The sequence below is a fragment of the Alteromonas lipotrueae genome (assembly GCF_019249215.1).
GTDB lineage: Bacteria > Pseudomonadota > Gammaproteobacteria > Enterobacterales > Alteromonadaceae > Alteromonas > Alteromonas lipotrueae.
In genome coordinates this window covers 130,175-152,528 of record NZ_JAESDI010000002.1, presented here as the reverse complement: position 1 = coordinate 152,528, position 22,354 = coordinate 130,175, and the positions used below count along the sequence as shown (strand labels likewise).

Annotated in this window: 20 protein-coding genes; 10 read left to right on the top strand and 10 right to left on the bottom strand. The window is 44.1% G+C overall.

The window, feature by feature from the left end; translation table 11 throughout:
- Nucleotides 1–23 precede the first annotated feature (23 nt).
- Nucleotides 24–1,061, top strand: coding sequence for an IS110 family RNA-guided transposase (locus tag JKP82_RS02440; protein ID WP_218395701.1), 1,038 nt, complete (start codon nucleotides 24–26; stop codon nucleotides 1,059–1,061).
- 253 nt (nucleotides 1,062–1,314) lie between these two features.
- On the opposite strand, the gene JKP82_RS02435 is transcribed toward JKP82_RS02440, so the two are convergent.
- The 5 genes from JKP82_RS02435 to JKP82_RS02415 form a co-directional block, all read right to left on the bottom strand.
- The gene (locus JKP82_RS02435; protein WP_218395699.1) at nucleotides 1,315–1,638 is read right to left on the bottom strand and encodes a DUF805 domain-containing protein; all 324 of its coding nucleotides are present in this window, start codon (nucleotides 1,636–1,638) and stop codon (nucleotides 1,315–1,317) included.
- A 183-nt stretch (nucleotides 1,639–1,821) separates the two neighbouring features.
- On the bottom strand, nucleotides 1,822–2,076 hold the full coding sequence (locus JKP82_RS02430) for a hypothetical protein (protein ID WP_218395697.1): 255 nt from the start codon (nucleotides 2,074–2,076) through the stop codon (nucleotides 1,822–1,824).
- Nucleotides 2,077–2,198: 122 nt separating this feature from the next.
- Nucleotides 2,199–3,173 carry a hypothetical protein gene (locus JKP82_RS02425; protein WP_218395695.1) on the bottom strand — a complete coding sequence of 325 codons (975 nt, stop codon included), beginning with the start codon at nucleotides 3,171–3,173 and terminating at the stop codon, nucleotides 2,199–2,201.
- 159 nt (nucleotides 3,174–3,332) lie between these two features.
- On the bottom strand, nucleotides 3,333–3,716 hold the full coding sequence (locus JKP82_RS02420) for a hypothetical protein (protein ID WP_218395693.1): 384 nt from the start codon (nucleotides 3,714–3,716) through the stop codon (nucleotides 3,333–3,335).
- A gap of 694 nt (nucleotides 3,717–4,410) precedes the next feature.
- Nucleotides 4,411–5,802: an endonuclease gene (locus tag JKP82_RS02415; RefSeq protein WP_218395691.1), complete on the bottom strand. Its 1,392-nt coding sequence runs from the start codon at nucleotides 5,800–5,802 to the stop codon at nucleotides 4,411–4,413.
- A 1,071-nt stretch (nucleotides 5,803–6,873) separates the two neighbouring features.
- On the opposite strand from JKP82_RS02415, the gene JKP82_RS02410 reads away from it, so the two are divergent.
- Nucleotides 6,874–8,487 (top strand): polysaccharide lyase family 7 protein, encoded by a 1,614-nt coding sequence (locus JKP82_RS02410; RefSeq protein WP_218395688.1) that lies wholly within the window; start codon nucleotides 6,874–6,876, stop codon nucleotides 8,485–8,487.
- A 57-nt stretch (nucleotides 8,488–8,544) separates the two neighbouring features.
- Here the strand turns inward: JKP82_RS02410 and JKP82_RS02405 are convergent, their stop codons facing one another.
- From JKP82_RS02405 to JKP82_RS02395, 3 genes are all read right to left on the bottom strand, one after another.
- On the bottom strand, nucleotides 8,545–8,868 hold the full coding sequence (locus tag JKP82_RS02405; RefSeq protein ID WP_013785755.1) for a DUF3392 family protein: 324 nt from the start codon (nucleotides 8,866–8,868) through the stop codon (nucleotides 8,545–8,547).
- Nucleotides 8,869–9,008: 140 nt separating this feature from the next.
- Nucleotides 9,009–9,884, bottom strand: a complete 876-nt coding sequence (locus tag JKP82_RS02400) for a sugar phosphate isomerase/epimerase family protein (RefSeq protein ID WP_159528179.1) — start codon at nucleotides 9,882–9,884, stop codon at nucleotides 9,009–9,011.
- A 31-nt stretch (nucleotides 9,885–9,915) separates the two neighbouring features.
- On the bottom strand, nucleotides 9,916–10,923 hold the full coding sequence (locus JKP82_RS02395; RefSeq protein WP_218395686.1) for a LacI family DNA-binding transcriptional regulator: 1,008 nt from the start codon (nucleotides 10,921–10,923) through the stop codon (nucleotides 9,916–9,918).
- A 378-nt stretch (nucleotides 10,924–11,301) separates the two neighbouring features.
- Here JKP82_RS02395 and JKP82_RS02390 point away from each other — a divergent pair, with 378 nt between their 5' ends.
- The 7 genes from JKP82_RS02390 (at nucleotide 11,302) to JKP82_RS02360 (ending at nucleotide 19,061) form a co-directional block, all read left to right on the top strand.
- Complete coding sequence (locus JKP82_RS02390) at nucleotides 11,302–12,465, top strand: Gfo/Idh/MocA family protein (RefSeq protein WP_218395857.1); 1,164 nt, start codon at nucleotides 11,302–11,304, stop codon at nucleotides 12,463–12,465.
- 15 nt (nucleotides 12,466–12,480) lie between these two features.
- The gene (locus tag JKP82_RS02385; protein WP_218395684.1) at nucleotides 12,481–13,572 is read left to right on the top strand and encodes a sugar phosphate isomerase/epimerase family protein; all 1,092 of its coding nucleotides are present in this window, start codon (nucleotides 12,481–12,483) and stop codon (nucleotides 13,570–13,572) included.
- A gap of 32 nt (nucleotides 13,573–13,604) precedes the next feature.
- Nucleotides 13,605–14,819 (top strand): nucleoside permease, encoded by a 1,215-nt coding sequence (locus tag JKP82_RS02380; RefSeq protein ID WP_218395682.1) that lies wholly within the window; start codon nucleotides 13,605–13,607, stop codon nucleotides 14,817–14,819.
- Nucleotides 14,812–15,738 (top strand): hydroxypyruvate isomerase family protein, encoded by a 927-nt coding sequence (locus JKP82_RS02375; RefSeq protein ID WP_159528186.1) that lies wholly within the window; start codon nucleotides 14,812–14,814, stop codon nucleotides 15,736–15,738. The genes JKP82_RS02380 and JKP82_RS02375 overlap by 8 nt, the downstream gene beginning before the upstream one ends.
- A gap of 49 nt (nucleotides 15,739–15,787) precedes the next feature.
- Nucleotides 15,788–17,473, top strand: coding sequence for a GMC oxidoreductase (locus tag JKP82_RS02370; RefSeq protein WP_159528188.1), 1,686 nt, complete (start codon nucleotides 15,788–15,790; stop codon nucleotides 17,471–17,473).
- Nucleotides 17,473–18,090: a gluconate 2-dehydrogenase subunit 3 family protein gene (locus JKP82_RS02365; protein WP_218395680.1), complete on the top strand. Its 618-nt coding sequence runs from the start codon at nucleotides 17,473–17,475 to the stop codon at nucleotides 18,088–18,090. The genes JKP82_RS02370 and JKP82_RS02365 overlap by 1 nt, the downstream gene beginning before the upstream one ends.
- 146 nt (nucleotides 18,091–18,236) lie before the next feature.
- A complete protein-coding gene (locus tag JKP82_RS02360; protein ID WP_258544317.1) occupies nucleotides 18,237–19,061 on the top strand; it encodes a 3-keto-disaccharide hydrolase in 825 nt (274 codons plus the stop codon).
- 187 nt (nucleotides 19,062–19,248) lie between these two features.
- On the opposite strand, the gene JKP82_RS02355 is transcribed toward JKP82_RS02360, so the two are convergent.
- Nucleotides 19,249–20,139 (bottom strand): LysR family transcriptional regulator, encoded by an 891-nt coding sequence (locus JKP82_RS02355; RefSeq protein WP_218395678.1) that lies wholly within the window; start codon nucleotides 20,137–20,139, stop codon nucleotides 19,249–19,251.
- A gap of 186 nt (nucleotides 20,140–20,325) precedes the next feature.
- On the opposite strand from JKP82_RS02355, the gene JKP82_RS02350 reads away from it, so the two are divergent.
- On the top strand, nucleotides 20,326–21,000 hold the full coding sequence (locus tag JKP82_RS02350; RefSeq protein WP_159528194.1) for a type 1 glutamine amidotransferase domain-containing protein: 675 nt from the start codon (nucleotides 20,326–20,328) through the stop codon (nucleotides 20,998–21,000).
- Between the two features lie 37 nt (nucleotides 21,001–21,037).
- On the opposite strand, the gene JKP82_RS02345 is transcribed toward JKP82_RS02350, so the two are convergent.
- Nucleotides 21,038–22,186, bottom strand: coding sequence for an iron-containing alcohol dehydrogenase (locus tag JKP82_RS02345; protein ID WP_218395676.1), 1,149 nt, complete (start codon nucleotides 22,184–22,186; stop codon nucleotides 21,038–21,040).
- Nucleotides 22,187–22,354 lie beyond the last annotated feature (168 nt).

The window sequence follows — 22,354 nt, the reverse complement described above, 5'->3', positions numbered from 1 at the left end:
AAAGGTTAGATAGGAGTCCATCTATGTATAATATGCTCACTGGTGTAGATTTAGCAAAAAAAGAGATCCAGGTTTGTGTCGCCAAATCGAATAAGATAGTTCGTAATATGCCGATGACGCCCACTGCTTTTTCTAATTGGCTAGCCACTCAAAAACCAATGACAGTTGTTTTTGAAGCGTGTGCGACGTCAAATTATTGGTATCAATGTGCGCGTGAATACGGGCATGATGCCCGTTTAATATCAGCTAAGCTTGTATCGAATATTCGTCAAAACCAAAAGACTAATAAGAACGATGCTGAAGCGGTTTTACAGGCATCACAACTTAGTAACGTGAATTTTATTAGCGGGAAGTCTAAGGAGCAGCAGGAGCTTCAATCACTTGTCCGTATGCATCAACTATCAGTAAAGCATAAAGTTGCTTACGGGAATCAACTCTGTTCGTTACTTTTAGAGTTCAACATTAAGTTGTCACCAACAGATGCGGGGTTGAACAGTGCAATACAGTCGATATTGGAAGATGCAGAAAATGGATTTAGCGCGATATTCAGAGAGGCATTACACACGGCATGGCATCAATATCTCAAGAGTATAGAGCTCGTAAAACACTACGAAAAGAGTGTAGCTAGAGCCAGCAGAGCATCAGAAGCTTGCAAAAATCTCATGAAGATAGAAGGTGTTGGCCCGACAAATGCGGTTAACCTGTACATAGCGCTAGGTTGTTGTGAGTTAGGCGTTTTCAAAAAAGCCCGAGACGCTGCTGCGTGTATCGGTTTAACGCCAATACAACATTCTTCAGGTGGTAAAGTGCGTTTGGGGTCTATAGGTAGAAATATACGGAACTCGTCATTGCGCGCTAACTTGGTCGCAGGTGCGATGTCAGCAGTAAACCAGGCGGTTAAACGTGATTCGCGAACGAAGAAAGATGAATGGATTAAAGGGCTAGTAGAGCGGAGAGGTAAACGTTGTGCAGCTGTAGCGCTGGCCAACAAAACAGTTAGAACAGCATTTTCGTTGCTACGCAACGGAACTGATTACAAAGCAGAGCTATTATCTGCTTAGTTTAGTTTTAAGTTAACAACTAAATGCGCCATACAAGATAAAAATCAGCTTGGTAAGCCAGTGCTGCGCTCAGGGCATAAAAGCCCGCCAGCGAGATGTGGCATCAAGTTCGCGTAAATATCATAGAGCCGGGATAGCTTCCCATTATGAGCTCGTACATAAGCACGCATTACATATTGAACGGTAAAAATAGTTGTTGACTATGGGGAGTCCACATAAGCGCAGCGAACGATGTTGATTGGTTTGTTATACATCAATGACCTTTGTATGGTGAAGAACCATATTTGTTATCTTTGTAATCTCCAACTGTTAGGCTACAACCAACAAATACAATTAACCAACCCATCCATGGTAGTAATTGAAATAAACCAAGAACCCCCGAGCTGCCAAAGTCGTGATAACGTTTAGTCGTCAAAGCAAATAAAGGCCATAGTGTGAAAACTAGTATAGTAACCGCGATTTCATAACTGAATAATGAAATTAGCATTGGCGCAAGAGTCAGTGGTAGCCAAAGCTTATTGAATTCAGAACGACGCATTCTTCCTTTGAATCTAAATAATGCAGTAACTAAGTCCATTTCCTTTCCCTTGTAACTTTAGGCGAAGATTACTAATTGGTGTATAACGCCCGCATAAGGGGCACCGAAACGTAGCGGCGATTTGGTTAAAATTGGGCGAAGCACCAAACTAAATCGCCGCGTAGTTTTGGTGTCCCAGCGAGCCTGCGAGCGACTTGATGCGCTTGTTATGTTACCAGTCGCTCAGAACACAAGGCTAGGCATGATTTCAGAAATACCTGTCTTTTGCCATAAAGGATAGCCTAACACACCAACCATTAACCCCCAGAAAAGAGCAAAACCATAAGGGCTTTCTGGATGTTCACCTCTTGGCCAAATGCGAAACCAACCACCTACAGAAAACAATAAAGCAACCTCAAAAACCAGCCAACCTGAAGCCATGGCAAAAAATATCGCACTCAACAAAGCTAAAAAGAGAGACTTCCTTTTGGGTTTCATAGGTATTTTCTCTGGTTACATAACGCCCTGTTAACAGGCAATAAAATAGTTGGCTAAAATTAAGCGACGAAGGAGCAAAAGCCAACTGTTTTTTGTCCTTGTTTAACAGCTTGTTAGGCTTTTTATTTACGAGATTTAAAATATCTAGCACCAACATCATATAACGATACTAGCGAAGACGTTACAGGTATGCCTCCAAAAATAGTACCATCAATAGTCGTAGTTCCAATAAATTTACTACTGATAACTCCACAATCTTTATTTCTAGACTCTAAATCTTTAGACGCATTAATTATCCCATTTATGGAGTCTATCCGTTCTTTTTGCTGTAAAAAGAAAGCAACTTCTGAGATTGCTATGGGTTCAGGTGCTTTGAGTAACTGTTTCGCGTCTTTTAATGAATGCTCGATTGCTAAACAACTTGCTTTATCAGTAGAGTTCTCTTTTTGTGCTGCACTGATTGATTTTTCTTTTTTATAAAACGAGTAGTTGTGGGTTGAAATATCATCATTAAAATGAGGGTGACTAAAAAATGGGTCAACGCCATCTTCATTAGCTGCTGCAAGCATTAAACCTAATCCATGTCCTATTCCATAAGGGGAGAGCCGCCAAGCATAATCAACACCTAACTTTTTTTGTCCCGTTTCTTTCAAATATCTTTCAGTAGCTTCTTTTCCTGCCCTAACATCAATTTCTTGAGGATCGCCTAGTATAATATTTTCAGATAAGTGCTCTATTCTATTTTGTTTTTCAAGCTCAATAGCTAATTCTTCATACTTAAATAAATCTTTAGGAACTACCATTCCTTTACTCAAAGCCCAACGCAATATTTTAGGCCCTGTGGTCCAAGACTTAGGGTCTAGTTTTTCATTAATTGATGGAACTTCAATAGGATCAGCTTTATAACTTCCACGTTCGTTTGGAAGCAATGCAAATTTACTTTCAGTACCAAAACCAGTTATGAAATCTTTTTCTTTGAAATGATCATAACGTTGAGACACCCAAACTTCAGAATGACGAATGTCTATTGATGCTAAAACAGCTAATAGTCGTGCAGGATCAAAAATTGTTGCTGCATCAATAATAATAGGTTTCATATATCCCTTTTTGAAATTTACATCTGACTTTGAGAAAAGCCTAACTTTTAAATAAGGGGCGCAGACGTGTGGGCTAAAATCCGAACGAAGTGAGCAGCCCACATGTTTGCGTCCCAGCCCGCGGAGCGGGTGAACTTAATTTTTTTGTTATACACCCGACTAAATAAGAGCACGAAACTGCTTTGCTCGCTTTTCTTGCTGGGCTTTTGCAAAGACAAATGAAGATATGTCTTCACGAAGAACTGGTCTCGCATAAGCATTTACTAATGATGCAAGAATAGGTAACTGTCCTTGCTGCTCAATGTTGGGTTTGAGCTTTATCTTAAAACCACCGTAATAAGGAATAATGTCAAACAAATCATAATCTTCAAAGTTATCAGTTGTTGTTCCAAAAGCAACTCTTGAGTTAAGGCCCCAATTAATCCCCTCTATACGAACTTTGATGGTTGTTTTTGCATAGTTCAATTCGAACTCGCTGGAGCTAATTTCTTTGAATCCATAAGAGCTAACTAAGAATTGAAACTGCTTTCTTGCTTTGACCAAAAACTCTGTATCGATAATTTATTCCTTTTGGGTGTATAACAATTTAATAGTGCGCAAATTGCGCGTTTTTCTTCCGAGCATGTGCTCGTTTTTATCCATAGTGCCATCATTCAGAGTTTACTGAAAGTCAAAGAGTACAGAGGTTACGCTTAATAAGGGCTAATTACGTAAAGGACAAAAACGCGCGATTGGGTCGTTTTCCTGAATATAGGGGAAAGGCAGCTACAACCGTATACGTAGACAGACATCTAACTCTCAACAATGACAATATTTTGGGCAGAAACTAGCTCATTGGGTCCATTAAATAATAGATAACCAACTTCCGGTTTACGTACACAGCTGTTGTTGACGGGATTTAAACGACAAGCAGTAGTCATTTTGTTACGTCTTTTTATACTTCTCAGTTGTACTTAAAAAGTCGCTCTTTAATTGCAATTGGAAATACCCTAACCACAAAAAACCGTGTAGCTAGTCTAAAAACTTATAATAAAATCGGATTTTTGCTACTTTGAAAATTTTTTTAAGGTTAGTTCCACGTAGCAAATTACGCTTGAGCCGGAGTGGTTTAGGTAAAAAATACTGTACGCTCAACTGAGTTATTGGTAGTGGGAGGTAAAGAGCTTTAGAGTAAAACTAAGTTGGCTACCAAGTCGATGTAGCCAACTATAGAGTTAAATAAAAGCCTTAGTTAGTTTTAAAAAGACTGATTATTATTGACTGAATCTGGGGTACTGCTTGCTGGTGATTCCCAGGTAAAGTCATCATAACTTTGACCAGAGCCAGATAATTGCAGTGAATAGCCTATGCTAGTAGAGCTGGTTTCTGATACACCAATATCCGTGGATGTAACACCACTCGCAGCGCCACTAGTGGCCGTTAGCGTGCCTTCGTAGCTTAAGAATTGAATTACGCTACCCACACTATCAACTAACGCCAGACCATCTGATGCGCCATTTTGTAAACCGCTGATATAAAATGCGACTGTACCAAAACCGTTATCTTGGTTGCTAATGGTGCCAGATAAGGAGGTGGTTTTGTAAGCACTGCCACCGTTACCATTGTACGCTACTATGCTCCAACCTGATAAATCTGTTCCTGAAGTACCAGCGATTTCAACTAATTCATTTTGGTCCGAGCCTGAGTTGTCATAGTGTATTTCGTTGATCCATGCATCGGTTGAGCCTGAGCTATTACCAGTTGAATTGGAGCAATTACCTTCGAACACACAGGTTACATATTCGGGGTAATCAACAAATGGGTTCCGATTTCCTTGGTTTTCATAAACAGCTTCGTTGTGCCGACGTTCGAAATCATCGACTGGGTCATCTTCATGCCATTGCAGCAAAGTCGATTTGAGACCCATGTAGGCTACGGTCAAATTGTCTCCCGTGTTTGAGTTAGCAATTAACGCTCGGTCATCGGTTAAAATCAAGTTTGGTTCAGAAGCTCCTGTGTCACCATGCGTCCCACCTTCGTATCGCACTGCTAAGTACATTAACGCTCTAGCCGTGTCGCCTTTTCTTTCACTCCACGTTTGCCAGCTACCTGTGGCACCTGATCCAGTGGTCCAATTCGATTCTGTGCTACTACCCCCCCTGTTATTGCTAGAGGTGGTAACTTTTTCAGAGCAACTAGAATCACAGTCGGCATAAGGCTTGTTACTACGACTTGAGTTGTAACCACTATTAGCTAAAAATAGGTGATGGGCATCTGTGTAGGGGTAGTTACTTGAGCCATCGTCTGGAAAGCCGTAAGATTTAGGCCAGGTGTGTTCACGGTTGTAATTACTGTTACCGCCACCTTCTTTGCTGTAACTTTCATTTTTATAGATATCAATTATGTTACTTGCGTTGTCTGGATCCTCGTCTGCCTCTTCCAGTATGTCCCATGTATCAGTTGCAGATGAAGTGTAAGGGAACCTTTGATGGTCATCTATAATTTCATGTAGCGAATCTCGTAGGGTATCTGCATTAGAGGTATCTACTAAGTCATAGTATCCACTTGGTATAGCGGCACTTGCGGAGTTAACCGCAGCTAGCATTAATAATGCTACGCTCGCTATAGATTTTTGCACATTTTTTAACATTGCTTATCCTTCTTTTTATTGTTGTGAGAAAGCGGTAAAAATAGTGAAGTGATATGACTATCAGGTGAATAATTCCTTTTTATTTTTACTATTTTTTAAAGGTTGTTCAATAAAGCATCAGTCATTCTTGAATAAAAATTCACTAAGATCAATATAAATGTATAAATATAAGTTATTTATGCGACAAAATGGAATAAGAATTCTTAAGTGGGCCGCGAATACAATGGGTTTGGGCAGGTAAAATAAGTGCACAAAAAAGAGCCGAAGCGCTCTTATTAATTTCACATTAGAAATAAGGGATGGGATGCATTAAAACTTGTGCCGAGTGAGAAACGGCAGATTGATAAAATGCGGTCGGCGTACAAAGTTTAAAGCTCTTCAGCTCTGTGCGCCGCCTTCAAAAGTGCAATTGGTCAGAAGCGGACCTCTCTGGGGCTGCACAATTAACATGCTGCCAGCTAATGCAATTGTATTTTAAAACGGTTGATCATTTTAAGTGACTAATTACTATTTTTTCTAATTTCTACATTCCAGCACTTTAGTTGAACCGCGCAGTTCCGAACAGCAGGTCTAACTACCAGTAATCCCTCCCATAAAAAGTCAGCTTAAACCGCATACATTAATTTAATTAACCAATACTGCACTTATTGGTAATGTGTTTGGTTGTTGTTGTTCTGCCTTTTTATCTATTATTCAAGCTATGATCATTGCAAAGGTAGCTTACCTGTTAACAATTTCAGAAATAATTCTCATTTTTGTTTTTGGATTTTGCAATTCTAACAACTTGCCATATCACTGAAATATATCAATTTTATTTTTATCTTTTTACTTTAAGCTTATTGTAAACTTGTTGGCTTACCTATTGGTAAGTTTTATTGTTAATAACTTGTGTTGATCTTATTGCTTTTTTGGTTAATCATTTTACACATAGTTTGGATCTTTGGTATTACCAATTTGGTAATCTTTATTTCTAGGCTATATCGAAAATTGAATTTCGTTTTTAGTCGCAGCAAACCTCGCTGGGCTTATTTTAATTGGTTTACTAAAACCGTTAATTACAGGACAAATTGCATGAACATCAGCACACGTAAAACATCGCTCTCTTTTGTAGTGGGCACCGCGCTTACCTTAGCAAGCACCTCGTTTGTATATGGGGATTCAGTCGCCATCGATAACCCAGGGTTTGAAAGTGGGTTCGATGGCTGGGCCGATACCGATCCTTCCGCTGTCTCTGGGAATGCCTACGCAGGAAGCAGTTCAGCTAAAATTTCTGGCACTGGCGGTAAAGTAGAGCAATACGTTGATGTTACCCCCAATACCGATTACACCCTAAGCGCTTACGTAAAAGGTATTGGTAAAATTGGTGCCGACGTAAACGGTACACGGTTTAATAGAACCGGCGGCGGCAGTGATTTTGAACCAGTATCGGTAAGCTTTAACTCAGGCTCTGCAACCTCTGTAAAAATCTATGCGAATTATTATGGCGGGGAAGGGCGGTTTGATAATTTCACTCTGGAAAGTTCGGGTTCAACAACGCCTACTGATAACGGAACATGTTCAGGAAATAACAACTTAAGTATTAGTACCGCGACCGACAATGGCACTAACGATGGGCATGGGCCGTTAAACACCATCGATAATGACTTAACTGATGAGTCTCGTTGGTCTTCTAATGGCACTGGCAAAACTATTACTTACGATTTAGGTGAAGTGGCTACGGTAAAAGAACTACAGGTAAAGTGGTTTAAAGGGAGTACACGTAGCTCGTTTTTCAATGTGCATACTTCAACTAACAACAGCAACTGGAACGCGGTGTTACTTTCAGGTGCGTCAAGCGGTTCAAGTTCCGGTTATGAAACGCATGACGTGACAGATTCCGATGCGCGTTATGTTCGTATTACCGGTTTAGAGAATTCAGCGAATACCTGGAATAGCATTGTCGAAACCAACATTTATGGATGCGGCGGTGATATTGATGACACCACTGATCCAACAACTACTCCAACCGACTTCGACATGAGTGATTGGGATATGGAAGGTGCCGACCCACGTGTTGGCGACACGATGGAATTTGATGCCCTTCGTGAACAGCATGTTACGCCCAATGGTAATGGCTGGCGTCACGAGCTTAAAATCAAAGAAGAAAAACGTGTGGCAATGACTGCAGTTTATGAGGACTTTCAAGCCAATATAAAAGTAGAAATGTCGGATGGTTCAAAAGCCATTGTTGCCCAGCACCATGCTAGCGATACCGGCACTATCATGAAGTTGTACGTTTCTGATACCAGTGAGAGCGGCTTCACTCCAACATCGGCCGGTGTCGAAAGTGACAGTGTTGCTAGTAACGGTATTTTCGATGTATTCGTCAGGCTAGCACGAGAAGATGGTTCGGGCGAAGACAAGCAATTGCTGGGCACCATGATAAGTGGCCAAGATTTCGATTTTAGGGTGGTTAACGATCATGGTTACGTTACAGTATGGGCGTTTGGTGAGTCTTTCTCGCGTACAATTGAAGATAGCACTGAGTCTTATTTGAAATTTGGGAACTACTTGCAAGCACAAGATCCGGAAACCGGAGAAGATGTTGAAGATTCTAGCGATTGGGCTGCATTCTACGCAAGTGAAGGTATCACTGAAAGCTTGCTAACGTTCTCTAATATTGGCTATATAAGAAACGAAGACTAATAGCTGGCCGTAAAAATGTAAACATTATCAGGCGAAGCTTTCGGCTTCGCCTTTTTGTTAAATATACTTTCTGCGTTCTGCTAGGAAGCCAATAAACATAAACGCAAGTACAAAACCTGCGCCTTGGTACTGCCAAGGTAAGTAGGCAATAATGTGGTGCAGAAAAGGCGCGCCATAAAGGGTTAATGCGCCATAACCAAAGGCACATAGCACTACAAAAAGACTAACCCGTAGTATGAAATGATAAGGGGCTAAAATACGCTTTATATGGCTATTAATAATATCGCCGTACACCACTAAAATAGTGGCCATCAGCATGATACTCATTTCAGCGTAATAAGGGCTTAACGTGCGGGATAGGGCACTGAACAGTTCGTTCATACTACTTTACTCACGATAACGACACCTACATCATAAAGGTGACGTTATCATAACGATATATGTGGTTTTGCTAAAGCTTTTTGCTACAAAATGCTTTGGTACAGAGCCCTTTGACACAGCGCTTTGTTACAAGCACTTTGCTACAAAGTACTGTTTAGCATACTCACCGCTTTATAGCCTTGCTCGATGGTGGCAATGCGGTCGCCGGTTTGATCCCGTTCCACAAATTTATGCTCAATTCCAGCCAGTTTTCCATTCGCAAAAATCGTTTCAAAGTCGATAACGCCTGTGCCCACATCGGCAAAACTACCGTCTGTTGCCATGTCTTTTACGTGCCATAATTTAAAGCGCCCAGGGTACTGTTTAAAATAATCTACTGGGTCTTTTCCGGCCTTTACTGCCCAATATAAATCTAGCTCCATAGACACTAAATTCGGGTCGGTTTCAGTAATAAGTACATCCAGTGGAATCTCATCATCACGCACTTCAAATTCGAAGTCATGATTGTGGTACGCAAGGGTAATATTGGCTTTGCTACACGCTTCGCCAATGGTGTTAAGCTTCTCAGCAAGTGCTTTGTAGGGCGCAATGCCCACGCCACGCTGCGCTTCGCTAAGCCAAGGCAGCACAAGGTATTTATGGCCTACGGTTTGAGCGTCTTCTAGCACTTGCTCTAAGTTTTTATCAAAGTCATTTAGCTGGATGTGGGCAGATGGAGCCGTTAACCCTTCGCCTTCTAATATAGTACTAATTTCTTTGGCGCTATGGCCAAAGTAACCCGCAAACTCAACCTCGTTGTAGCCTACCGCGCCCACTAATTTTAATGTGGCAGGCACGCTAACTTTCATAATGTCGCGCAGGGTATAAAGCTGCAGTCCAATACTGTTGCTCGCCATACCATTTAAAGACTTAGCCGTGTGTGAATGTGCAAGTACGCTGGGTATGGCGGCGCAACCTGCACCTATTGCCGCGGCTCGAATAAACTGCCTGCGGGTGAAGGTGGAAGTGGTAATCATAGCATTCTCCTTAACGCGCCATTATGCGCTGTTACACAATGTGGGCTGGGCCAGTACTGCCCCTAGCAATGAGTTCAAACGGCATAATAACTTTTGGTGCTTTACGAATTTTGCCGTTAATTACATCAACCAATAAGCTGACTGCCGTTTGGCCGAACTCTTCGGCTGGCTGGGCAATCGTGGTTAATGGTGGGTCGCAAAATGCCGAAAAGGCAATGTCATCAAATCCCGCGACAGAAATATCTTCAGGTATACGTAAGCCCGCTTGTTTTAACGCTTGCATAGCACCTATTGCCGTTTCATCGTTTTCACAAAAAACGGCAGTGGGCCTGTCTGCTTGCTGAGCAATGGTTACGCCGGCGTTATAGCCTGCTTGAAGCGTGAAGTCGCCAGGAAATAGCAGGCTGTCGTCGAAGGCAATATTGGCGCCGTTTAGCGCATCTTTATAGCCTAATAATCGGTCTTGTGTGAGCGGGCTAGAGTGAGGGCCTTTTATCATAGCAATACGAGTATGACCCAAGCCTAACAGGTGTTCGGTCATGGCTTTTGCCGCGGCACGGTTATCAAGCGACACAGTAGGGTAATTACCCTCATCAATCACTTCGCAGGCATTTACCATGGGTAACAGGCCGTTGTCGTTAATCATGCTGTTGTCGAATGGGTTTAACGCGCGTAACTGAATAAGTCCATCGGCCTGCGAGGTGCTAACCATTTTTGCGTAATGGCTTTCAATGTCAGGGTTACCCAAGGTATTTGCCAGTAAAATAGAGTAGCCCAATTCGGCGGCCGTTTCTTGCATGCCGCTAATCACGCGCGCAAAAAATACATTCGCGACAGTAGGAACCAACACAACCAAGTTGTGGGTTTTTCCCGAACGAAACTTTACCGCCATTAAGTTGGGCTTGTAGCCCACAAGGTCTACTGCCGTCATTACTTTGGTGCGGGTTTTCGGAGAAACGCGTTCGGGTTGTTGAAGTGCCCGAGACACTGTTGCTACCGAAACGCCAGCGCTATCAGCAACGTCTCTAATATTTGCCATTTACTCGTGTCTTATTTTTATTCGCGCATTTGCGAACAGGTTAGATTGATGTAACCGATATCATTTTCAATTTAGAATACGGATCTTTCTTAGAAAATCCAGTACTAAGTGTATACTTTTTGTAAATACTTTTGGCATCTTAACCCGCTCATTCGATGTTCTAAAGCAAAATACGTTCGTTTAAGGGCTATTTAGCTTATCTTCTTAAACTTAAGTTTAACAAAAAACGCTCAAATACATTGACAGGTAAAAATGTAATCCGTTACATTTTAAATATAGTTACAATAATGCAACAAGTTTGCAATGAGCAAGCTTGATACTGGTATGGTTTTCCGGTTAAGCACTGCACCACAACAGGAGCTACGCAGCATGGCGAAAATGCAAAAAATAAGATTAGGAATGATTGGTGGTGGTGAAGGCGCATTTATTGGTGCGGTTCATCGCAACGCATTCGGGTTAGATGGCCAGTACGATTTAGTATGTGGAGCCTTTAGTCGCGACCCCAACAACAATGAAAGCACGGCAGATAGTTTAGGCGTTGAACATAGTCGTACCTATGCCTCGTGGGAAGACATGCTAGAAAAAGAGGCTGCGCTTCCAGAGCAGCAACGCATGCAAGTGGTGTCTATTGTTACGCCGAATCATTTACACGTACCTATTTCAGTGGCCGCAATAAATGGGGGGTTTCACGTGTTCTGCGAAAAGCCCGCTGGCGTTGGCTTAGGCGAAGTAAAAGACTTACAAGACTTACTCCATAGTACCGACAGATTATACGGTTTAGCGCACACCTATTTAGGTTATCCCATGGTGTGGCAAGCGCGCCACATGGTTCAAAGCGGCATGCTAGGTAACATTCGTAAAGTGTTTGTTGAGTACCCACAGGGGTGGCTATCGGCAAATGAAGAAACCCACAACAAACAAGCCAAATGGCGTACCGACCCAAGTTTAGCGGGCGGTAGCGGCTGCATGGGCGACATTGGTACTCACGCTTTTGGGCTCGCTGAATTTGTTTTAGATGATGCTATCACCGCTTTGTGTGGTCAGCTATACACGCACATCGAGGACAGACAGTTAGATGACGATGGCGCAGCACTGATTAAAACCAAGAAGGGTGCTACTGGAGTGTTGATTGCCAGCCAAGTGTGCGCAGGTGAAGAAAACGCCTTAAAGATAAAAGTATATGGCGATAAAGGCGGATTAGAGTGGCATCAAATGGAGCCGAACTCTGTGGTGTATCGCCCCATTGGCCAACCCTATCAGGTATTCCGGGCAGGGTTAGGGCAACCCGGCTTGTGTGATGAAGCAGTTAATCGTTGTCGTATTCCAGGTGGGCACCCCGAAGGTTACCTAGAAGCCATGGCGAATTTATATAACGACTTTGCTGCTGCGGTGCATTGCCAAACTGGCAGCACAAACAGTAAGGCAAGTGGTGTGCCTGGCATTAATTCCGGTCTTCGAGGAATGGCGTTTATTGATGCCATGCTGGCCAGTAGTGAAAGTGATACTAAATGGGAAACCGTCAGCCCAGTTGGTACAGAATAAGTGGAGCATGTGGCAATGGAACAACAAGCAAAAGAACAACAAGCAAACGAAGCAAAACCAATTAAAGGCCCTGCCGTCTTTTTAGCCCAATTTATGGGTAAAGAAGCCCCCTTCGATACACTTGAAAACATGGCCAAGTGGGCCGCCTCATTGGGGTATAAAGGCATTCAAGTGCCTACCGATCCGGCACTGTTCGATTTAGAAAAAGCAGCAGAAAGCCAAGAATACTGTGACGAAGTTGCCGCTACCTGTAGGGCAGCGGGCGTAGAAATTACCGAGTTATCAACGCACTTGCAGGGGCAGTTGGTAGCGGTACATCCTGCGTACGATGAGCTATTTGATAACTTCGCGCCTGCACATTTACACGGCAACCCAAAAGCACGTACTGAATGGGCAGTGAACCAGCTTAAGTGCGCAGCTATTGCCAGCAAACGCTTAGGACTAAACGCGCACGCTACGTTCTCAGGTGCATTAATGTGGCATTTGGTGTACCCATGGCCGCAGCGTCCTGCTGGTTTAGTTGAGCAAGGGTTTGCCGAGCTAGCCAAGCGTTGGTTACCTATTTTAGATGCCTTCGATGAGGCTGGGGTAGATGTATGTTACGAAATTCACCCAGGTGAAGATTTGCATGATGGCGCTACCTTCGAAATGTTTTTGGCTGCGGTAGATAACCATCCTCGTGCCAATATTTTGTTCGATCCCAGTCACTTTGTACTGCAGCAGCTCGATTATCTCGATTTCATCGACAGATACCACAGCCGCATAAAAATGTTCCATGTGAAAGATGCCGAGTTCAACCCTAACGGCAGAAGTGGCGTTTATGGCGGCTATCAAGATTGGCAAGACCGCCCAGGACGTTTTCGTTCTCTTGGCGACGGGCAAGTCGATTTCAAAGGCATTTTCAGCAAACTGACTCAATACGGATTTAGCGGATGGGCCGTGCTTGAATGGGAATGCTGTTTAAAAGATTCAGCGCAAGGCGCCGCTGAGGGAGCGCCTTTTATTGCTGAGCATATTATTCAGCCAACCCGCTACGCATTCGATGATTTCGCCGGTGGCGAGTTTAGTGAAACGAAAAACAACCGCATTTTGGGCATAAGCGAATAACGCTGCCCCGCTGACACAGGATAATAAGAATCATGATAACCCTACGTCTTAGCACCATGATGTTTTTACAGTTCTTTATTTGGGGGGGCTGGTTTGTCACCTTGGGAACGTACTTAGCTAGCACCTTATCGGCCAGTGGTAGTCAAATGGGAATGGCATTCTCTACCCAAAGTTGGGGCGCGATCATTGCGCCTTTTATCGTAGGGTTAATAGCCGACCGGTTCTTTAACGCTGAACGTATTTTGGGTGTGCTGCACTTGTGTGGCGCGGTGCTCATGTACATGATGTATCAGGCGGGTGATTTCACCACTTTTTATCCGTACGTACTAGGCTACATGATTGCGTATATGCCAACGCTTGCATTGGTGAATTCAGTGGCTTTTGGCCAAATGACAAACCCTTCAAAAGAGTTCGGCAAAATTCGTGTGTGGGGCACCGTAGGTTGGATTGTTGCGGGCTTACTTATTAGCTACGTGTTTTCTTGGGATTCCACTTCTGCTATTGCTGATGGCATGCTTAGAAACACCTTTATGCTATGTGCAATAGCGTCGTTAGCCCTAGGTATATTCAGCTTTACCTTACCTGCAACACCGCCAAAAGCGGCAGGCCAAAAGACTGGCTTGCGCGATGTGTTGGGGTTAGATGCGCTAGCGTTACTTAAAGATAAGAACTTCTTTATCTTCTTTTTATCCTCTGTACTTATTTGTATTCCTCTTGCGTTTTACTACCAAAACGCCAATCCGTTCTTAACGGAAATTGGTGTTGAAAATGCCACGGGAAAAATGACGCTAGGTCAGGTTTCTGAAGTGTTATTCATGCTGGCTCTACCTGTTTTTCTTAACAAGTTTGGCATTAAGGCCACCTTATTAATAGGCATGGCGGCATGGGTAATACGGTATGCCTTATTCGCCTTTGGTAATGCAGACGAAGGGCTGTTTATGCTGATTGTGGGTATCGCCTTACATGGTATTTGCTACGACTTTTTCTTTGTGTCAGGGCAAATTTATACCGATGCCAAAGCTGGCGACCGCATCAAAAGCGCAGCTCAAGGGCTGATAACCTTGGCCACTTACGGGGTAGGTATGCTGATTGGTTTTGCGGTAGCAGGAAAAATTACCGATGAGTACACCACTGTCACATCTCACAGTTGGCAGGATATCTGGTTGTTCCCTGCAGGCTTTGCGGCGATTGTTTTGGTTATTTTCTTAGTACTGTTTAAATCTGAAAAGGTGAGTACTGATGCATAACGAACGCAGACGTAGCTTAATGAAAGCAATGGCGCTAACGGGCGCTGGTGTATTGGCACCTTCTGCGTTTAACAGCGCTCATGCAGCCAATGCAGCAGGGAATACAGCAGCCAATACTACAGAGCACGGCATGAAACAATCATCGCTAAAAGGCAATATTAATCATTCTGTTAGTCGCTGGACCTACGGCGACCTCTCCATTGAAGAGTTATGTAAATCCGTGAAGCAACTTAACTTCGCGGCTATTGATTTGGTGGGGCCGGAAGATTGGCCTGTACTGAAACAGTACGGTATTGATTCTTCTATGTGCAATGGCGCTGAAATTAGCCTTGAAGATGGCTTCATTCACAGTGAACTGCACGACGAATTAGAAGCGCGATACTTAAAGCATATCGACCTAGTGGCAGATGCTGGTTACACCAACCTAATTTGTTTTAGTGGCAATGCACGCGGAATGAGCAAAGAGGAAGGGCTAGATAATGCGGTGGCGGGTTTAAAACGCATTTTACCTCATGCACAGAAGCGTGGCGTGGTGATCTTTATGGAGCTATTTAATAGCAAAATAGATCACCCTGATTACATGGCCGATAGTTCAAAATGGGGTGTTCAGCTATGTAAACGTCTTGGCAGTAATCACTTTTCATTGCTGTACGACATTTACCATATGCAAATTAACGAAGGCGATATTATTCGCACCATTCGCGATTTTCATCCCTATTTTGGTCATTACCACACTGCCGGTGTGCCAGGCCGTAATGAAATTGATAGTACTCAAGAGCTGTATTATCCAGCCATCGCTAAGGCCATTTTAGAAACAGGTTTCGATGGGTATTTAGCGCAAGAGTTTATTCCAACACCAGATACAAAAGCAGGCAGAATTGAGTCGCTTAAAGAAGCGATCAGTATCTGCGACGTATGACTTTACAAGAAAACACCATACATGAAGTACGTGTTTAAGAGGACATAACATGGCGACGAACGAGTACGACGCAATCGTAGTAGGTTCAGGTATTAGCGGAGGCTGGGCAGCCAAAGAGCTCACCGAGAAAGGCCTAAAAGTGCTCATGCTTGAGCGCGGTAAAAACATCGAGCACATTAAAGACTACAAAAACGCACACAAAGAAGCGTGGGACTATCCACATCGTGACTTGCCAACACAGGCGATGAAAGTTGATTACCCTGTACTTAAGCGAGATTACCCGCTAAATGAGTCTACTAAAGGCATGTGGGCTAACGAGGTAGAAAACCCCTACACAGAAGATAAGCGTTTTGATTGGTTTCGAGGTTATCACGTAGGTGGTCGCTCACTAACGTGGGGGCGCCAAAGTTACCGATTAAACAAAGCCGACTTTGAAGCGAATGGTAAAGAAGGCGTAGCGGTAGATTGGCCTATTCGTTACGAAGATTTAGCCCCTTGGTATGACTACGTAGAAAAGTTTGCTGGGATTAGCGGAAACCGTGATGGTTTAGACGTGTTACCCGACGGCATCTACCAGCCTGCTATGGCGCTAAACTGCGTTGAAAAAGACGTGGCTGCACGAGTACAAAAAGCCTATAGCGGTGCTCGCCATATTATTCCCGGTCGCACCTCAAACATGACAGAGCCGAAGCCAGAACACGGACGTGCAAATTGCCAGTACCGTAATAAGTGCTGGTTGGGCTGTCCATTTGGTGGCTATTTCAGTACTCAGTCTTCAACGCTTCCTGCAGCAATGAAAACCGGTAACTTAACGCTTCGCCCTTTCTCTATTGTGAAAGAAATCTTGTTTGATAAAGACAAGAAGCGCGCGACTGGCGTTGAAATTATTGATGCTGAAACCAACGAAACATACGTTTTCAAAAGCAAGATCGTGTTTGTTAATGCCTCTGCATTTAATTCATCGTGGTTGTTAATGAACTCTGCCACCGATGTATGGGATGGCGGTTTAGGTAGCAGCAGCGGTGAATTAGGTCATAACGTGATGGATCACCATTTCCGAGTGGGTGCGTCAGCACAAGTTGAAGGCTACGACGACAAGTATACCTACGGTCGCCGCCCAAGTGGCTTCTATGTTCCGCGCTTTAGAAACTGGGGCGATGACAAACGAGACTACTTACGTGGATTTGGCTATCAAGGTGGCGCTGGCCGTTCAGGCTGGCGACAAGATGTGGCTGAGTTAGGTGTTGGTGCAAGCTTAAAAGAGGCTATGTCAGAACCCGGTGGTTGGACAATAGGCATGACGGCATTCGGTGAAATGTTGCCTGACCATTCAAATCGCATTTATCTGAACAAAAAAGTAAAAGACAAGTGGGGTTTGCCCGTACTCGCTATGGATGTTGAGATAAAAGAAAACGAACTGAAAATGCGTAAAGACATGCAGCAAGATGCCGTAGATATGTTTGAGGCCGCTGGCCTTAAAAACGTGAATGGCTGGGATGCAGACTACGCACCAGGCATGGGTATACATGAAATGGGTACTGCACGTATGGGCCGAGATGCTAAAACCTCAGTGCTAAACGGTCACAATCAAGTATGGGACGCGCCTAATGTTTTTGTGACTGACGGTGCATGTATGACATCGGCAAGTTGTGTAAACCCATCACTTACCTATATGGCACTTACCGCTCGCGCGGCTAGCTTTGCCGTAGAAGAGTTAAAGCGGAGGAACTTGTAATGGAACGTAGAGACCTATTAAAACTCATTGCTACCGCCACAGGTACTGCCCTTGTGGGTGGTAAAGCGCTTGCTTATGACATTGTTGCCCCTGTGCCTTTGTCTGAAACCGGGTTTTCGAAGGAAGATGTGGCTCTGATTAACGAAATGGCGGAAGTTATTATTCCGCAAACCGATACACCAGGAGCAAAAGCGGCCAATGTTGGCTTGGTTATTCCGGTGATTGTTGCCGATTGTTATACCCCGAAGTTACAAAAAGCGTTTAAAGAGGGCATGAAGACAATTAATGCTCGTAGTAATGAAGCATTTAAAAAAGACTTCCTGTTATTGAGTAGTACGCAGCGCGAAACCTTGTTTACAACATTAGATACAGAAGCGAAAGCCGCTAATGTAGCTGAAGGTATTAGCAATGGTATTCCAACAGCAAAGCCGAGCCAATGGGAGCCGGGCAGTGAAGGCCCGATCCCGCACTATTTCACGTTACTAAAACAACTTACTTTGTATACTTTTTTCACTTCGCAGGTAGGGGCCACCAAGGTGCTACGCTATGTGGCCATTCCCGGTTACTACAATGGTGAGCTGCCTTACGAAAAAGGCGACAAAGCGTGGGCGACTTAAGGCTTTCACGAATCACGCCGTTTGTTAGTGATGGTGATAAGCGAAATAAGCCCTTATAGGGCGCGAACGGCAAGTCACTGGGCAGCCGGTCAAGTTTAGCGGCTATATATCAGTTGGATAATAGATAAATTGTGCAGGGAAAATACATGACATTATACAAAAACGCGGTTCCTGAATTGGCGCCCAAAGTGGCGGCGTCTAACACCGGCTTTTCTTTAAATGCGGGCGCTCAAATTACATTAGCTGCTTTATTAGCGGCATCATTGACACCGTTAGCTTTCGCTGATGATGCAGAGCGACTTGAGCGCAGCAAGCAAGCGGCCAAAACAGAAGTGTGGGAGCCAGTACCCGCCGTGGTCAGTGCTAAAAAGAACGAAGTTCCTTCTGACGCTATCCCTTTATTAGCAAGCGATATGTCGGCGTGGGCGTCGGTAAAAGGCGGTAACGCCAATTGGGATTTCGCAAACGGTGAACTAACCGTAAAGCCAGGAACCGGCGATATTAAAACCAAACAAGGTTTTTGTGATGTGCAACTTCACGTAGAGTGGAAAGTACCGCAGCCAGAGCCTAGTATGGAAGGGCAGCAGCGAAATAATAGCGGTATTTTCTTTCAGCAACGCTATGAAATCCAGGTGCTAGATTCTTACAATAATGCCACTTACCCAAATGGGCAGGCGGGCAGTGTGTATAAGCAAACTATTCCACTGGTAAACGCTATGCGCGCGCCTGGTGAATGGCAAGAATACGATATTATATATAAAGCGCCGGTATTCGATGGCGACGCACTTGAATCACCAGGGTTCGTAACCGTTATTCACAACGGTGTGCTGGTACAAAACCATGTTGAGATTCAGGGCACTACCGAATGGATTGGTGCACCTAAATATAAAGCTCATGGTTGTGAGCCTATTCAGCTTCAAGATCATGGTAACTTAGTCAGCTTTAGAAACATGTGGGTGCGAGAGCTGTAAGTAAAGAGCGTAAGGTTTAGCTGATAAACAGCGAAGCGCTAAATATAACCAATCAATACATACTGCCAGCAGATATTTTAATGCAATACCTGCTGGCAGTTTTTTATTAGCATCCTTTATTGGGTTTTTTATTTCTAAATGTATTTATGCCAAGCGCAAGGGGCTGCGCTTTACGTTATGAAAATATTCAAAGCGCCTTGTCTTCCCAATCTGCGAAGTACTGCACCAAGTAATCAATGGCCATTCGTACCCTAAGCGGCATAAAGCGTTTGTTCTGATATACAATCCAACTGCTTGCCCCGTCGCCCCAGTAAGGCTGCAATATAGGATGTAATCGCCCGGCCTCAACCGATGCACTAAACGTGCTGTTAGGCATATAGCCAATACCCAAACCCTGCTCACACGCGGCAAGTACTGCATTCGCGTTATTACTGCGCCAGCGGCCTTTTACTTTTATATTTTCCTGCACACCATTGTTTGAAAACTTCCATACATCGTTGTTAGAAATAACGCAGCTATGTTTTTTCAATTCACTGGGGTGGGAGGGTTCGCCACATTGCGATAAGTAATCCCGGGTGGCAACGGCCATCATGGGTCGTTCAATCAGTTTACGTGCTATTAAATTTGAGTCGGCCAGTTCTCCATAGCGAATAACAAAGTCTACATCGTCTTCCACAAAGTTAACCATACGACTATTAAAATCCATATCCACAGTCAGCTCTGGGTGCGCTAACGCAAACTGCATTAATGCGGGTGCCACGGCGTGTTCGGCAAATCCGCCTGCGGCGCTTACTCGAAGAACACCATCGAGTGTTACCTGTTGAAGGCTCACCTGCTCATTGGCTTGTTGAAGGCCAATAAGCAAGTCTTTAGCGTGCTGGTAATAAAGTGCGCCGTTTTCGGTTAAATTCACTTGGCGGGTAGAGCGAGCCAATAAAACACAGCCAACTCGCTCTTCAAGACGCGCAACTTGCCTGCTGATGTGGCTGGTACTGCAACCTAGTTGCTTGGCCGCAGCTGAAAAGCCTTTGCGCTCGGCTACCGCTACAAACTCTATAATGCCTTCAAAGCTTTCCATCGAAACTTTCCATTAATTCAACGCGTGGTGATGTAAATTCGGATTATGCTTTTATTGAATAATTGTTGCTATATAGCAATAGTGATTTAACTATTTCGCATATTATCAAGTTATCAGGGATATTCTATAGTGTATGCACATGATTACTACGGCGCAGCTAATGTGCCTTACGCATAGGAAGAACCCATGAAAAAGATACTTATCCCAGTAACAAACCACGCCACACTAGGCACTACTGACCAAGCGAACGGTACTTATTCGCCGGAGATCACCCATGCAATCGATGTTTTTAACAAGCACGGCATAGATTACGATATCGCGTCTATCAATGGTGGTGCTATCCCTATTTACGGTACCGATATCGAAGACGACGATGTTAATGCCGCCGTGTTAAACAATGAAGACTTCAAACAGCGCACCAGCAACAGCATGCGCGTGTCAAACGTAAACATTAACGAATATGATGCGGTGTTCTATCCAGGGGGCTTCGGTTTATTGTCAGACTTGGCAAGCAACGAAGACTTTGCCAAGTTGTCTGCTGCCCATTATGAAAATGGCGGCATTGTTGGCGCGGTATGCCACGGCCCGGCGGCTCTATTACCTATTAAGCTAAGCAATGGCGAAGATTTAATTGCGAGCAAAGCAATTACTGGCTTTACCCGCGAAGAAGAAGTGGATTACGGCACCATTAACGATATTCCGTTTTTACTTGAAGAAGCATTAGCTCGTAAAGCTGCTAAATTCAGCAAAGTTCAGCCGTGGAATGTACATGTTATAGAAGATGAGCGCGTTATCACGGGTCAAAATCCAGCAAGTGCTCATGCTGTTGCAGAAGCTATAGTAAGCCATCTAAATAGCTAATACCTAAATAGGTATTTAAGTAAGATTGATGAGGCGTTTAAAACGCCTCTTTGTATATCTGCGCGATATCTTGTTTGCTTAGTACTCTTGGATTGTTGCGTAGTAAACGGGTGACTTTGCTCGCTTCTTCTGCCAACAAGGGAATGGTATCTTCGCTAATATCAAAATCACGCAGTGTGGCGGGGATCTCTACTTTTCTGCACAGCGCCTCAATGGCATCCACTACCTGAATAGCAACGTCTAACTGACTTTTATTGGCAACGGGTAAATGTAAAAAGCCCGCCACATCAACAAAGCGCTGCTGGCATGCCCCTATATTCCAGCGCATAACATGTGGCAACATAACTGCATTGCTCATACCGTGGGACAAATGAAAGCGACCGCCAAGCGGATAAGCAAGCGCATGCACCGCTCCCACGCCTGCGTTACCAAACGCCAAGCCTGCCATTAAGCTTCCGGTTGCCATATCTTCACGTGCTTTAACATCGTGGCCGTTTGCATACGCCAAAGGAAGTGAGTGAAAGATAAGTGTCATGGCCTTGCTAGCCAGTGCATCAGTAATAGGGCTGGCATTCACGGACAAGTAGGCCTCAAGCGCATGCACAAATGCATCTACCCCACTGGCGGCAGTAATGTGTTTGGGGCAGCTTAATGTCATTTCAGGCGTCACAATGGCCACATCGGGCAATAGGTAGTCGCTCACAATACCTTTCTTAACGTGCGCGATTGGGTCGGCCAATATGGCAATATTGGTCACTTCTGAACCCGTGCCCGCCGTGGTAGGAATGGCAATAAGCGGTAATGCCCGGCCTGCAACCAAGTTCTCGCCAAACAAGTCTGCAATATTGCCAGTGTAATCAAATGTAGCCGCAAGCACTTTGGCGCTATCGATTGCGCTACCTCCGCCAACGGCAATAATCCCGTCTACCTTATGTTGTTTTAGTCGAGCAAGCCTTTGCTCAATAATGCTTATTTCAGGTTCAGGAGGAATGTCGTCTATCACAATAGGGCATTCGCAATTCAGTACATTGTTTGCATGGCTAAGTGCACCAGATTGGCTGACGCCTTTGTCGGTAATAATGGCTGGCGCTTTTATATTTAATCTTGTAAGTTCATTGGCAAGGCTCGCTAACGCACCTTCACCTGTAATGAGTTTATTGGCTGATTTGAAGACTGACACCTGCATAGTACACCTGCTGAAAAAACTGAGCCTGATGCCAATGTAGTGGGAATAGTATGTGTTTACAAATTAGTAAACGTGATGATGCGCCCAATGATTTAGAAATCAAGTAACGGCCAATCTGCTGAGAACAACCAATCCCCACAAGCTAAACCTCATTAATAAATATGTTGT

Coding starts and splice junctions, on each gene's coding strand:
- JKP82_RS02350 (WP_159528194.1), top strand. CDS start 20,326: ATGAAAAAGATACTTATCCCAGTAACAAACCACGCCACACTAGGCACT.
- JKP82_RS02365 (WP_218395680.1), top strand. CDS start 17,473: ATGGAACGTAGAGACCTATTAAAACTCATTGCTACCGCCACAGGTACT.
- JKP82_RS02400 (WP_159528179.1), bottom strand. CDS start 9,884: ATGATTACCACTTCCACCTTCACCCGCAGGCAGTTTATTCGAGCCGCG.
- JKP82_RS02405 (WP_013785755.1), bottom strand. CDS start 8,868: ATGAACGAACTGTTCAGTGCCCTATCCCGCACGTTAAGCCCTTATTAC.
- JKP82_RS02425 (WP_218395695.1), bottom strand. CDS start 3,173: ATGAAACCTATTATTATTGATGCAGCAACAATTTTTGATCCTGCACGA.
- JKP82_RS02360 (WP_258544317.1), top strand. CDS start 18,237: ATGACATTATACAAAAACGCGGTTCCTGAATTGGCGCCCAAAGTGGCG.
- JKP82_RS02370 (WP_159528188.1), top strand. CDS start 15,788: ATGGCGACGAACGAGTACGACGCAATCGTAGTAGGTTCAGGTATTAGC.
- JKP82_RS02395 (WP_218395686.1), bottom strand. CDS start 10,923: ATGGCAAATATTAGAGACGTTGCTGATAGCGCTGGCGTTTCGGTAGCA.
- JKP82_RS02410 (WP_218395688.1), top strand. CDS start 6,874: ATGAACATCAGCACACGTAAAACATCGCTCTCTTTTGTAGTGGGCACC.
- JKP82_RS02385 (WP_218395684.1), top strand. CDS start 12,481: ATGGAACAACAAGCAAAAGAACAACAAGCAAACGAAGCAAAACCAATT.
- JKP82_RS02380 (WP_218395682.1), top strand. CDS start 13,605: ATGATAACCCTACGTCTTAGCACCATGATGTTTTTACAGTTCTTTATT.
- JKP82_RS02375 (WP_159528186.1), top strand. CDS start 14,812: ATGCATAACGAACGCAGACGTAGCTTAATGAAAGCAATGGCGCTAACG.
- JKP82_RS02390 (WP_218395857.1), top strand. CDS start 11,302: ATGCAAAAAATAAGATTAGGAATGATTGGTGGTGGTGAAGGCGCATTT.
- JKP82_RS02415 (WP_218395691.1), bottom strand. CDS start 5,802: ATGTTAAAAAATGTGCAAAAATCTATAGCGAGCGTAGCATTATTAATG.
- JKP82_RS02440 (WP_218395701.1), top strand. CDS start 24: ATGTATAATATGCTCACTGGTGTAGATTTAGCAAAAAAAGAGATCCAG.
- JKP82_RS02355 (WP_218395678.1), bottom strand. CDS start 20,139: ATGGAAAGCTTTGAAGGCATTATAGAGTTTGTAGCGGTAGCCGAGCGC.
- JKP82_RS02345 (WP_218395676.1), bottom strand. CDS start 22,186: ATGCAGGTGTCAGTCTTCAAATCAGCCAATAAACTCATTACAGGTGAA.
- JKP82_RS02435 (WP_218395699.1), bottom strand. CDS start 1,638: ATGGACTTAGTTACTGCATTATTTAGATTCAAAGGAAGAATGCGTCGT.
- JKP82_RS02430 (WP_218395697.1), bottom strand. CDS start 2,076: ATGAAACCCAAAAGGAAGTCTCTCTTTTTAGCTTTGTTGAGTGCGATA.